The organism is Agrobacterium sp. 5Ca50 (genome assembly GCF_055381905.1).
This window is the reverse complement of sequence record NZ_AP026438.1, coordinates 859,979-871,847: the sequence shown is the minus strand read 5'-3', so window position 1 is coordinate 871,847 and position 11,869 is coordinate 859,979. Positions and strand designations below refer to the sequence as shown.

Below are 11,869 nucleotides of genomic sequence, written 5' to 3'. Positions count from 1 at the left end.
GAAATTCCGTAAGGCAGGTTCTCAATGGCTTCTCGCGCGTACAATATTCCGAATCTTCTTACCTATGCCCGTATTCTGGCCGTACCGGTCATTGTGCTGTGCTTCTTTGTGGAAGGACAGCTGGCAAGCTCGGATTTTGCGCGCTGGACAGCCCTGTGGATTTTTATCGTCGCTTCGATCACCGACTTTCTCGATGGCTATCTGGCGCGTATCTGGAACCAGACATCCAACATCGGCCGCATGCTGGACCCGATTGCCGACAAGCTGCTGATTGCCTCCGTTCTTTTGTTGATGGCAGCAGATGGTACGATTGCCGGTTGGTCGGTATGGGCCGCCATTACTATTCTGTGCCGTGAAATTCTTGTTTCCGGCCTGCGCGAATATCTCGCTGCATTGAAGGTGTCCGTTCCGGTCACACAAATCGCCAAGTGGAAGACCACCATCCAGATGGTGGCCATTGCCTTCCTGCTGGCCGGCCCTGCCGGCGACAAGGTTCTGCCTTACACCACCGAAACCGGTATCGGCCTGTTGTGGCTTGCCGCCGCACTGACGATTTACACTGGCTATGACTATTTCAGAGCTGGCCTCAAGCACATCGTGGACGCCGAATAATGACACGCCTCGTTTATTTCGCCTGGGTTCGGGAGAAGATTGGCACTGCCGAAGAGGAGTTGGATATCCCCGCTTCGGTCAAAACAGCAGGTGATCTGCTGGCCTATCTGACGACGCTTGGCGAGAATTACGAGGCGGCGTTTGAATTTCCGCACGCCATTCGAGTTGCGGTCAATCAGGAACATATCGACCACGATGAAAGCATCGAGGGCGCACGCGAAATCGGCATTTTTCCACCGATGACCGGCGGCTGATTGGGATGGAAGGGCGCAACACCCCTTCCCTCAATTCTGTGCTTGTCACAGAATAAGGGTGTCCGTCGTTACACCCCGGCCAACTCACTAAGAGCTGTTACGAGTACACCATGACGATCAAGCCGACCATTTGTGTGCAGTCCGATGACTTCGATGCAGCCGCTGAAGCAAAAAAGCTGACCGACAATGACCGCAGCATTGGCGCAGTCGTTACTTTTACCGGTCTTTGCCGTGATGACGGCGGCACATTGTCTGCACTGGAGCTTGAGCATTATCCCGGCATGGCGGAAGCGGAACTGAACCGCATAGCCGCGCTTGCCATTGAACGTTTTGACCTTCTTGGTCTGACGGCCATCCACCGTTTTGGCAAAATCCCAACCGGCGACAACATCGTTCTGGTTATTGCCGCCTCGCGTCATCGGCAGGCAGCCTTTGATGGCGCAAACTTCGTGATGGACTATCTGAAAACATCCGCGCCGTTCTGGAAAAAGGAACATGGCAAGGATGGCAGCGCTGGTGAATGGATCAATGCCAAAAACGCCGATGAAACGGCCAAGGACAAGTGGCGCTAAACACCACAATCCCTATGGTCTTTGAGTTTCGCTTCTGCGGATCACCAACCAGACCACAAGACCGAGCAGCACGGCTGCGTCGCGCCACATGACCGGACCATAGCCGCCCCACAGCGTCTCTGCCACTCCGATGCTTGCCGCGCCATAGGCAGAGGAAAGCGGACTGGAATAACCGCCGGCCGCCGAGATCAGCACGATCTTCAACCCGAATGTCAGCCCAGCCCCAAAGTCCATATTGCCATAATAGCTGGTCGCAAAAATCGCGGCGATGGCGGCAAGGCAGGCGGCCAGACAATAGGACAGCAAAAGGATACGGCCGGAATTGACACCACATAGCTCGGCTGCAAAGGCATCATTCGCCACAGCTTTCCATTGCCGCCCAAAAGTCGACACGCGCAGGTAATAATTGATCAGTGCAATCAGGCACACGAAAACCGCCGTGTTGAAAAGCTGCACGGCCGTCACCGTCAGGGAAAAGCCCTGATAGGAGAACAGCACAATCGGTCCCTGAAACAGAGGCGGCAACCATAAGACCCGCGTATTGGCGGCAAGCCGCGCGCCCTCCATCAGGGCAATCAGCACGCCAAGACCTGCCACCATGACCGCATTGGGTGAGGCCATCACCAAGGGGCGAATGATCGTGCGTCCGGCGACCACGCCCGTCCACAGCCCAGCCAACAGCGCGAAGGCTGCGCCAAAAGCCAAGGTGGCTGGCAGAATAAGCCATAGCTGGTTCCAGCCGAAATCCGCAAACAACAGATAGGTCTGGCCGGCAAAAGCGAAGATTGCGCCATAGGTCACATCGGCACGCCGGGTCAGGGAAAAAACGATCGTGTAACCAAAGGCCAGCACGGCATAAAGCGCTGCAATGGGGATGGCATTCAAAAGCTGCTGCACGAAATACGCCATCACGCCGCCCTCAACCGTTGTATTATTATAACTGGTAAAAGTCATTTTAATAGTTATAATTTGGCATGGATTTTTCGTGGACACCACACCGATTTTCTGGCGGCGCGCTTGCCCTTGATGTGGCAAACAGTGTGATTTTGCGATTTTCTCCCGAAAAATCTCTCGACCGGTTTGCCGTCCCCGCGCAGATCGACAGTTTTTCGGCCGCCGCAAGTGCGCTGAGCGGTGACCAAAAACACGGTGCTGCGTTGGTGCCGACAGAGGCACGCAATCGTCCCATTCTGCTTTCGCTGCGTGAGGCAACTGACAGCTACTTCCGAATGGCGGTCTCGGGAATTGATGACCGCCTGTTATTGGCGCGGTTGCTGGAGACGGCTGCGGCTGCGCTTCGCCATGCGCCGCATGATCAATCGCTGGAAGCCGCAACCGCCAGATCAGCGCTGCAGCTGATTGCCGGCACCGAGCGGCAGCGGATCAGGATTTGTGGCAATTGCGGCTGGCTGTTCATTGACCGTAGCAAGAACCGCAGCCGCGTCTGGTGTGACATGGCCGTGTGCGGCAACAGGCAAAAAGCTGCCCGCCACTATCATCGCACAAAGGAGGAAACGGCATGAAGAGGTTCAGCCTTGCATTGCTCCTTCTGGCTGCGGTGTCGATGGCCAGTTGCCAGCGCGAAGACCATGGCGACATCGCCAAACTGTCCGGCCGCATGTTTGTGTTCAATTACCGGGTGGCAAGCGCCAATTATCTGGTCACGCTGCAACCGTTGGCACCGATCACGGCTGGCAGCACGGCAGAGGCGGAGTTTGAAAATCCACGCGGCGGTGCTCCTCTCTCGACCGTCGAGAAGCTGTTTCCCAAAACGGAAAAAATTGTGTTGCAAAGCCCGCCAATTGAATGCGTCAAAAAAGGTCGGCCTTACAAGGTGACGATCCGGCTGAAAGATGCCGATGGGTTGTTACGGCAAACAATCGAAACCAGCATAAGCTCGAACACCGATCAGTCACTGCTGCCGGCCAAGCCGCTGGTCGTCGGGCCGCTTTATACACCGAACCCGGATGTGTTTCGGAGCGATGGCACGACGGACATGAGCCCTGTTCAGGGTTGCCCGACATAAAGCCAACACCTCCAAAACCCTAAACACCAATAAAAAACGGAGCCTTTCGGCTCCGTTCTTCAATGTATTTCAGTTGTTTGAACCGTTTCCCTGAAAAGGTGATTCCGGTTGCTCACAAACTGATTCAGCCAACGATTTCTGTTTCTGCGAACCAGTAAGCGATTTCCTGAACAGCTGTTTCCGGAGCATCGGAACCGTGAACGGAGTTTTCGCCGATCGACAGAGCGAACTGCTTGCGGATGGTGCCTTCGTCAGCGTTTGCCGGGTTGGTAGCGCCCATGATTTCGCGGTTCTTGAGGATAGCGTTTTCGCCTTCCAGAACCTGAACGATGGTCGGACCAGAAGTCATGCCTTCAACCAGTTCACCGAAGAAAGGACGCTCTTTGTGAACAGCGTAGAAGCCTTCAGCTTCGCGCCTGCTCATCCAGACGCGCTTGGACGCGATGATGCGCAGGCCGTTGTCTTCAAATACCTTGGTGATGGCGCCAGTGAGGTTACGCTTGGTTGCGTCCGGCTTGATCATCGAAAATGTGCGTTCAATCGCCATGTGTCCGTTTCCTTGTCCTTTAAAGAAAGTGGGCGGTGTTTACCCGCCCAAAGGCCCGAAAACAAGGGGGATCGCCCAAGTTTCATGCGGGTGTCACACTCCGACCCCTCGCACCATAGAGATCAAGGCAACGCTCGAACCACTCTCGCACCGGGTCATCAGCGCCAAAAAGATCGACGCCGGAAACAATCCGTGCCCATTGCAAGGCACCAAACACGATGTAGTCGGCAAACAGCGGGCCGTCGCCACCGATAAAGGGCTGATAGCCCAAGGTGCGGCGCAACGGTTCCAGTTTCTGCGGGAAGGCCGCAATTTCTGCATCCCGCTCCGCACTGGCTTCTTCCAACGATTTGCCGAGAGCCCGTGTCCGGCTTTCGCGGAAATAGACCTGATCCTTCTGTTCCAGCATGTCATGGATATCCACAACCGCAATGCGAACAATTGCCGGGTGCAATGTGGTTTGCGACCAGCTCTCGATCATCCGTGCCATGGCCTTGCCGCCTTCGCCATTAAACAGCGAGGGCCGTTCCGGGTAGGCTTCATCGAGATAGAGAGCAATCTGGAAACTGTCATTCACCAGATAGTCGCCGTCACGCAAGATAGGAACGGTTTTTGAAAAGCCGCCCTCTACATCGGGAATGGCGCTAAAAGGCAGTGGTCTTTCTTCAAAATCCAGCCCTTTATGCCCCAGTGAGAGAACTGTTTTCCAGCAATGTGGTGAAAAAGGCCGGGCCGTATCCTTGCCACAAAGGGAATAAAGCGTTCTCGACATTCAGTGTTCTCCTGGCTGCTATTCGCCCTATCAAATCTCATCTTCTGACCATGATCAAATCAGCAATTATCATAGCGCCTATCAATAATAACAATAACGAAGCATCGTTCCCTAAATACAGAATTCTGTAGTGAGGCCTTTATTCAATTTTAAGGAGAGTTTGTCATAAGACAATGGAATTGCTGCAATAACCATCAAAAATACAAGTAATCGCAAATATACGTAATTGCTTGGGCATCATTTCGTTCGACAAGGGGACCAAGACGGATATGGGCGCAGAACTGGCTAAAAAGGCGACAAAGAGTGTTGCCAGAAATAACCTCGTTGCTTCCAAGATCATCCAGTTCATGGCGAAGATGCATGTTGCTCCGATCCCTCGCAACTATGAATTGTTTTATGAAGTCTTGTCCGGCCACAACCCTGAAATGGGACGCGACATACTCGCGCTTGGCAATGCACCGCAGCAGCACGACCTTGACGAGATTGGCCTGAAATACAATTTGCCAGGGCATTGCGGCATTACCGCCGGCAAAGCTGCGTCCGAGATCAGCCGTACCATTGAACAGATTTCGCAGCGTCTGACTGTTGCGCTGCACCGCTCCACCACGCTTCTCGCTTCCTCTGGCCTTGATGCAGACCATATCGGCACGCAGGAAGAGCTGTTGCATTTTGCCACCTCGCTTCATGAGGAACAATCCAGCCTGCTGCATTTCGTGACCAAAGGTCTGGAAACCATGCAGGAGTGTGAGGCCAGCATTGAAAAGGCTCGCCATATTTCCTTGCGCGACCACTTGACGATGCTGCCCAATCGCATCGCCTTTGCTGAAAAACTCTCAGCCCTGTTCATTGACAAGCAACCGCAGACCCACTTTGCCATGTTGCTGGTCAATATCGACAATTTCCGTCAGGTGAACGAGCGTTATGGCGCAACAGCCGGCAACCGTGCCCTGCGACGTCTGGCAGCCCTGTTCCGCAAATCGATCAAGAAGCAGGATTTTGTCGCCCGCACAGCTGGCAACGAGTTCGCCTTCCTGTTTTCGGAAGTTCCGCTTAATGCAGCCGAAAACATCGCGGAGCGTCTGCGTCGCACCGTTGAATCGCTGCGTTTTATCAACAAGACCGGACAAGACGACAAACTGACCGTGTCGATCGGTGTCGCTGTTGTCGATGGACTGACCTCAGCCGCCGAGTTTTATGGCAATGCCGAAATTTCGTTGCTGGCGGCGCGCAGCCGTGAAGGCAACTGTGTGGTTCCCTATTCGCGGGACGTCGCCAAACGTTCGCGCAACAGCTATCTGCTGCAAATCGGCGCCTGAATTCAAAAGCCCTCAAATTCCTGACGTAAACTGTGGCTTTCACGCTCTTGCCTTAAGCCAAGAGTTCAGCCAAAACGGCGCCATGATTACGATTAGCGACCTTTCAGCCCGCATTGCCGGACGCCTTCTTCTTGACCACGCCAGCGTGACACTGCCGTCCGGCACCAAAGCCGGTCTGGTGGGACGCAATGGTGCTGGAAAATCCACCCTGTTTCGGGTGATTACCGGCGATATGGGCGCTGAAAGCGGCGCCGTCACCATTCCTAAAAACGCACGTATTGGCCAGGTGGCCCAGGAAGCGCCTGGCACCGAGGACAGTCTGATCGAGATTGTTCTGGCGGCCGACAAGGAACGTGCTTCACTGCTGCTGGAATCTGAAACCGCAACGGATCCGCATCGCATTGCGGAAATCCAGATGCGGCTTGTCGATATCGACGCCCATTCGGCGGAGGCGCGCGCCTCCAGCATTCTGGCCGGTCTCGGCTTCAACCAGGAAGCACAGCTTCGCCCGGCATCGTCATTTTCCGGCGGCTGGCGCATGCGTGTGGCGCTAGCATCCGTGCTGTTTGCGCAACCGGACCTGTTGCTGCTCGACGAACCGACCAACTATCTCGACCTTGAAGGTACGCTGTGGCTGGAAGATTATATCCGTCGTTATCCCTACACGGTTATCATCATCAGCCACGACCGTGACCTGTTGAACAATGCGGTCAATGCCATTGTGCATCTGGACCAAAAAAAGCTGACCTTCTATCGCGGCGGTTACGACCAGTTTGAGCGCCAGAAGGCCGAAAACGACGAACTGCAGATGAAGGCCAAGGCAAAGAATGATGCCGCGCGCAAACACCTGCAGAGCTTTATCGACCGTTTCAAGGCCAAGGCCTCCAAGGCAAAACAGGCTCAGAGCCGCGTCAAGGCTCTGGAGCGCATGGGGACCGTCGCGTCCGTGATCGAAGATCACGTACAGCCGATCACTTTCCCGGAACCGGAAAAGCAACCCGCCTCGCCCATCGTTGCGATCAATGGCGGCGCCGTTGGTTATACGCCGGGCAACCCCATCCTCAAGGGATTGAACCTGCGCATCGACAATGACGACCGTATTGCGCTTCTGGGTTCCAACGGTAACGGCAAATCGACATTTGCCAAGTTTATCTCTGGCAAGCTGGCTCCTGAAAGCGGTGACCTGCGACTGGCGCCGTCCCTCAAGATCGGCTTTTTCGCGCAGCACCAGCTGGATGATCTCATCCCGGATGAAACGCCGGTGGAACATGTGCGCAAGCTGATGCCGCAGGCACCGGAAGCCAAGGTGCGCGCCCGCGTTGCCCAGATGGGTCTGGCCACGGAAAAGATGGCAACGGCTGCCAAGGATCTGTCCGGTGGTGAAAAAGCCCGCCTGCTGATGGGCTTGGCCGCGTTCCACGCGCCAAACCTGCTGATCCTCGACGAACCGACCAACCATCTGGATATCGACAGCCGCCGCGCCTTGATTGAGGCACTGAACGACTATGATGGTGCAGTCATCCTGATCTCGCACGATCGCCACCTGATCGAGGCAACCGTTGACCGGTTGTGGCTGGTAAACAACGGCACCGTGACGACCTTTGAAGGCGACATGGATGAATACCGTGACCTCATCGTTTCCTCGGGTAAAAAAAAAGAAGAAAAAGTTGAAGTCGCAGTAGATGCGGCTTCAAAGGCGGACCAGCGCAAGGCGAATGCTGAAAAGCGTGCCACGCTGGCGCCACTGAAGAAAAAGATCAATGAAATCGAATCGCTGACAGCAAAACTTGAGAAGCTGATTCAGTCTCTCGATGCGGAACTCGCAGACCCTGCCCTTTACGAAAAGGCGCCAGCCAAAGCTGCGCAGAAGGTGAAGGAACGTGGCGAGGCCGCCGCCAAGCTTTCCGATGCGGAAGAGCAATGGCTGCTGCTTTCCAGCGAATATGAAGAGGCAATGGCCGGTTAAAATCTTACGCGACCGTTAAAAAGCGCGCAGTGAAGTAACCAGTCATTAACCATAATCGGAGAAAGTCGCAGGCACTTAAGCCTGCTCTTTTTTCGAGAATCTTCATGCTGTTACGCGCCATTTCCGCCGCCGCACTTGTTTCTGTCTGCCTGTCCGGTTGCGCCGGAAAACCCAATCTTAATGGCGCCTCGCTGAAGACCTCTTTTGCCGCGACCATGCCAGTCCATGGGCCTGTTCATGCCAATGACCCAGTTGCGATGTCGCCTGTTGCGTGGATGCGTCCCGGAAGCCCATTTGGCCTGGCCGGACGCGATATCGTCGTTTCATCCTTCTCGGATATCAGCCTTGCCAATAAGGAAGTGGTATTGAGTTTCGACGACGGCCCGGTGCCTGGCAAAACGGAAAGCATTCTGGCGACGCTGGACGAGTTTGGCGTGAAAGCCACTTTCCTGATGGTTGGCGAAATGGCCAAAAGCCATCCTGACATTGCCAAGAAGGTTGTCGCCGACGGTCACAGTATCGGCAGCCACACCTTTCGCCACCCCAATCTGCGCAGCCTGTCGTTCGACCAGGCAATGTCGGAAATCTCTCGCGGCGCCAATGCTGTTGCAACAGCAACCGACACGGACGCTGCCTTCTTCCGTTTTCCTTATCTGGCCGACACCGGACGTCTGCGCCATGCGCTCGACAGCCGTGGCATGGTCATCATGGACGTACAGGTCGATTCGAAGGACTACTTCAAGGATTCACCAGCCATTGTCGCTTCGCGTACAATGGACGCATTGCGCCACCGTGGCAGCGGCATTATCCTGATGCATGACATTCACAAGCGCACCGCCAGCATGCTGCCAGCGTTGCTGACACGGCTGAAGGCCGAAGGCTATAAAGTCGTACATTTGCGCTACAAGAAGCCAGACGCAAAACCGATGCTGATGGCAGGAATCATCTGAAAACCCGTTATTTTACCGGCAAATTACGGCCAATCCAAAACTTGCACATGGATTGGCTCAGGCCATCTTGCTCACCTTCATCTTTCTGCTACAACCTTGTAAAATAATATTTATAGCGTGAACAGTCAGACGGATTATAGCAATCATGCCAAGTACAAAGCTCGCCATCGTTGGCGTCGGTAAAATCGTCCGGGACCAGCATCTCCCGGCTATTGCCAGCAACCCGGATTTCAATCTGATCGCGACAGCAAGCCGTCACGGCACTGTTGAAGGCATTCCCTCCTACGGCACAATCGACGCATTGCTGGAAGCCGTGCCTGAGCTTGAGGCCGTATCGCTGTGCATGCCGCCGCAGTACCGTTACGAAGCCGCACACAAGGCCTTGATGGCTGGCAAACATGTCTTCCTTGAAAAGCCACCGGGCGCCACCCTGTCGGAAGTGCAGGATCTCGTGCGCATTGCCGATTCCAAGGGTCTTTCACTGTTTGCAAGCTGGCACTCGCGTTACGCCCCCGCTGTAGAGGCTGCCAAGTCCTTCCTCGCCTCCACCAAGCTCAACAGCGTTCATGTAATCTGGAAAGAAGACGTGCGCCACTGGCACCCCAATCAGGCTTGGATCTGGCAGGCTGGCGGCCTAGGTGTGTTTGACCCCGGCATCAATGCCCTGTCGATCATCACCCATATCCTGCCGCGCGCCCTATTCATCACCAAGGCTACGCTCGAGTTTCCGGAAAACCGTGATGCGCCAATTGCCGCTGACATCCATTTTGCCGACGTGACCGGCCTTGATGTGCACGCCGAGTTTGACTGGCGCCAGACCGGCAAGCAGAGCTGGGACATTGTTGCCGAAACCGACGCTGGCCAGATGGTGTTGTCTGAAGGCGGCGCGAAATTGTCGATCAACGGCGAGTTGAAGTTTGCCGAACCGGAACGGGAATATCCGGCGCTTTACGAACGTTTTGCCGAGATCATCAAGGCGAAGCAGTCGGATGTCGATCTGGCGCCACTGACCCATGTTGCCGATGCATTCCTGCTCGGACGTCACAAGTTCGTGGATTCCTTCTACGATTGATATGTGTTTTCCGCGCCGCGATCTGTCGTGGCGCGGAAGACCCCGACTGAGTTTGATCAGTTGGTGCGGCAGACGAAACGATCGCGGCCTTCGGCCTTGGCCTGATACAGCGCCTTGTCGACGGTGCGCAGCAGGGTTCCCAGATCACGTCCCGCCTCTGGTGCAATGGCGCCGCCAATGCTCAATCGGGCATGGACGAGATGTTCTCCATCTGCATCGAAGGGTTCGCGGAATGCCACCAGCAACCGATCTGCAAGTTCGCCCAGCTTCTCCGAACCAACCGGCCTTGGAATAAAAATTGCAAACTCGTCGCCACCAACACGGATCACCACATCCTCGGCGCGAACCGTCTCGCGTATACGCATGGCAGCTTCCTGCAACACCGTGTCACCAGCGCTGTGGCCGAGCGTGTCATTGATCGACTTGAAGCCATCCATATCGAGGTAGAGCGCACCAAAAAACTGGTCGTCCCGCAGTGCGGCATTGAGCTGCAGGGTCACGAGGTGGTCAAGCGCCTTGCGGTTAAAGAACCCTGTCAACGGATCGGTCATGGCAGCCGTTTTCAAATCCTGTTCGGCAAGGCTCATGGTGAAGTTGGCGCGTTGCAAACGCAGCAGCGCCGCCGCCAGCACCGCGAAACGGTGCAGACTTTCAATTTCATTGGGCGACAGGTCACGCGGATATGTATCAACGATACAGAAGGCGCCAACCACCAGACCGGTATCAAGCTCAATCGGCACGCCGGCGTAAAAGCGCAGACGAGGTCCGCCCTGCACATAGGGCATCACTTTCAAATCAGGATGCAGAGCAAGATCGGGAATAATAACTGCCTTTTGTGTCGATATAACCCTGGAGCAGATCGAGATATCGCGCGAGCAGGCAGAAAGCTGCATACCGGCCTGATAGGCAATATGCATCCAGTCTTCATCGACGATGTGAATGGCGGCGCGCAGGGTGGAAAACACGTTTTGTGCAAGTTCCGTCAGGGCGGACAGTTCTGGAGTAGGTTCAACACCAAACGGCATTATCGACCGTACGGCGAGCAATCGTTCAGCTTCGTTGTCCGGCGCTGGCACGTTCAGACCCATCGTGTCTCCTCTCACGCCCTGCTTGAGGAGATGACGTCCTTTAGCAAGGCTCACGACCAGCAAACATTAGCCGTGACTACAAAATTAAACAAAGATTTATCAGCAGACTAGGGTCTCGTTCCACCCGAGAAACAACCCGTAATTATTTCCATTGATATGTTGGGTCGGCACCGTACCGCTGCCGATGAAACTGCCCTTGTCAGGCAGATATGGCGCAAGCGTTAGGCTTTTTTCTGCCAGCGGCCTTCTGGCGATTGCTGCCAGTAGGTGAGGTTATGCCCCTCGCCTTTCAGTTTTTTCCACTGCGCGCGTGCGCCCTCAAGCTGGGTTGCATCATACCCGTCGAACATGAAGACGATACGTTCATAGGAATCAATCGACGGTGGTTCGGCACCATCAACGATAAACCGCACGCTGGCCTGATTGATGTTGTCGGGAGATGACGTCAGCAGAACCGGCTGGTTTGCAGCCTCATCCGACGCTTCGGTGGCATGCGGCAGAAAACTGTCATCGCGAAATGTCCACAGATGCGTGTCGAGTACATCGCGCCGATCATCAGCTGCGGTCTGGACCACAACTTTCCATCCGCGCTCCAGGCTTTTTTCAAGCAAAGGCGGCAGGGCATCCTCCAGCTTCGATTCCGTCAGATGGTAGAAAAGAACTTCCGTCATCGGAATGCCCATGCCTTTATTCG

14 protein-coding genes are annotated in these 11,869 nt (G+C 55.1%); 9 read left to right on the top strand and 5 right to left on the bottom strand.

Going from position 1 to position 11,869, the window contains the following annotated elements:
* The first annotated feature begins 24 nt into the window (after positions 1-24).
* The 3 genes from pgsA to ACZ5FM_RS04185 all read left to right on the top strand — a co-directional run bounded on the left by pgsA (position 25) and on the right by ACZ5FM_RS04185 (position 1,438).
* Positions 25-612: a CDP-diacylglycerol--glycerol-3-phosphate 3-phosphatidyltransferase gene (pgsA, locus tag ACZ5FM_RS04195; protein ID WP_250982935.1), complete on the top strand. Its 588-nt coding sequence runs from the start codon at positions 25-27 to the stop codon at positions 610-612.
* Complete coding sequence (gene moaD / locus ACZ5FM_RS04190; RefSeq protein WP_192487458.1) at positions 612-866, top strand: molybdopterin converting factor subunit 1; 255 nt, start codon at positions 612-614, stop codon at positions 864-866. Before pgsA ends, moaD begins: the two co-directional genes overlap by 1 nt.
* A gap of 116 nt (positions 867-982) precedes the next feature.
* Positions 983-1,438 carry a molybdenum cofactor biosynthesis protein MoaE gene (locus ACZ5FM_RS04185; RefSeq protein ID WP_275641387.1) on the top strand — a complete coding sequence of 152 codons (456 nt, stop codon included), beginning with the start codon at positions 983-985 and terminating at the stop codon, positions 1,436-1,438.
* Positions 1,439-1,450: 12 nt separating this feature from the next.
* Here the strand turns inward: ACZ5FM_RS04185 and ACZ5FM_RS04180 are convergent, their stop codons facing one another.
* Positions 1,451-2,347: a branched-chain amino acid ABC transporter permease gene (locus ACZ5FM_RS04180; RefSeq protein WP_250983240.1), complete on the bottom strand. Its 897-nt coding sequence runs from the start codon at positions 2,345-2,347 to the stop codon at positions 1,451-1,453.
* Between the two features lie 65 nt (positions 2,348-2,412).
* On the opposite strand from ACZ5FM_RS04180, the gene ACZ5FM_RS04175 reads away from it, so the two are divergent.
* Together ACZ5FM_RS04175 and ACZ5FM_RS04170 are read left to right on the top strand one after the other, a co-directional pair.
* Positions 2,413-2,961 carry a CGNR zinc finger domain-containing protein gene (locus tag ACZ5FM_RS04175; protein WP_250982936.1) on the top strand — a complete coding sequence of 183 codons (549 nt, stop codon included), beginning with the start codon at positions 2,413-2,415 and terminating at the stop codon, positions 2,959-2,961.
* Positions 2,958-3,464, top strand: coding sequence for a hypothetical protein (locus tag ACZ5FM_RS04170; RefSeq protein ID WP_250982937.1), 507 nt, complete (start codon positions 2,958-2,960; stop codon positions 3,462-3,464). The genes ACZ5FM_RS04175 and ACZ5FM_RS04170 overlap by 4 nt, the downstream gene beginning before the upstream one ends.
* 124 nt (positions 3,465-3,588) lie before the next feature.
* Here ACZ5FM_RS04170 and ndk read toward each other — a convergent pair whose 3' ends face one another.
* Positions 3,589-4,011 (bottom strand): nucleoside-diphosphate kinase, encoded by a 423-nt coding sequence (gene ndk, locus ACZ5FM_RS04165; RefSeq protein WP_464039801.1) that lies wholly within the window; start codon positions 4,009-4,011, stop codon positions 3,589-3,591.
* An 82-nt stretch (positions 4,012-4,093) separates the two neighbouring features.
* Entirely contained in the window at positions 4,094-4,783 is a 690-nt protein-coding gene (locus ACZ5FM_RS04160; RefSeq protein ID WP_250982938.1) for a glutathione S-transferase family protein, read from the bottom strand.
* 230 nt (positions 4,784-5,013) lie between these two features.
* Between ACZ5FM_RS04160 and ACZ5FM_RS04155 the strand changes: the two genes are divergently transcribed.
* The 4 genes from ACZ5FM_RS04155 to ACZ5FM_RS04140 all read left to right on the top strand — a co-directional run bounded on the left by ACZ5FM_RS04155 (position 5,014) and on the right by ACZ5FM_RS04140 (position 10,087).
* Positions 5,014-6,099, top strand: a complete 1,086-nt coding sequence (locus ACZ5FM_RS04155) for a GGDEF domain-containing protein (protein WP_464039800.1) — start codon at positions 5,014-5,016, stop codon at positions 6,097-6,099.
* A gap of 82 nt (positions 6,100-6,181) precedes the next feature.
* A complete protein-coding gene (locus ACZ5FM_RS04150; RefSeq protein WP_250982940.1) occupies positions 6,182-8,065 on the top strand; it encodes an ABC-F family ATP-binding cassette domain-containing protein in 1,884 nt (627 codons plus the stop codon).
* A gap of 104 nt (positions 8,066-8,169) precedes the next feature.
* Positions 8,170-9,015, top strand: a complete 846-nt coding sequence (locus ACZ5FM_RS04145) for a polysaccharide deacetylase family protein (protein ID WP_464039799.1) — start codon at positions 8,170-8,172, stop codon at positions 9,013-9,015.
* Positions 9,016-9,160: 145 nt separating this feature from the next.
* Positions 9,161-10,087: a Gfo/Idh/MocA family protein gene (locus ACZ5FM_RS04140; protein ID WP_250982942.1), complete on the top strand. Its 927-nt coding sequence runs from the start codon at positions 9,161-9,163 to the stop codon at positions 10,085-10,087.
* A 56-nt stretch (positions 10,088-10,143) separates the two neighbouring features.
* Here ACZ5FM_RS04140 and ACZ5FM_RS04135 read toward each other — a convergent pair whose 3' ends face one another.
* Together ACZ5FM_RS04135 and ACZ5FM_RS04130 are read right to left on the bottom strand one after the other, a co-directional pair.
* Positions 10,144-11,175 carry a sensor domain-containing diguanylate cyclase gene (locus ACZ5FM_RS04135; RefSeq protein ID WP_464039798.1) on the bottom strand — a complete coding sequence of 344 codons (1,032 nt, stop codon included), beginning with the start codon at positions 11,173-11,175 and terminating at the stop codon, positions 10,144-10,146.
* Positions 11,176-11,396: 221 nt separating this feature from the next.
* Positions 11,397-11,846, bottom strand: coding sequence for a DNA polymerase III subunit chi (locus ACZ5FM_RS04130; protein ID WP_192487449.1), 450 nt, complete (start codon positions 11,844-11,846; stop codon positions 11,397-11,399).
* Between the last annotated feature and the right edge of the window lie 23 nt (positions 11,847-11,869).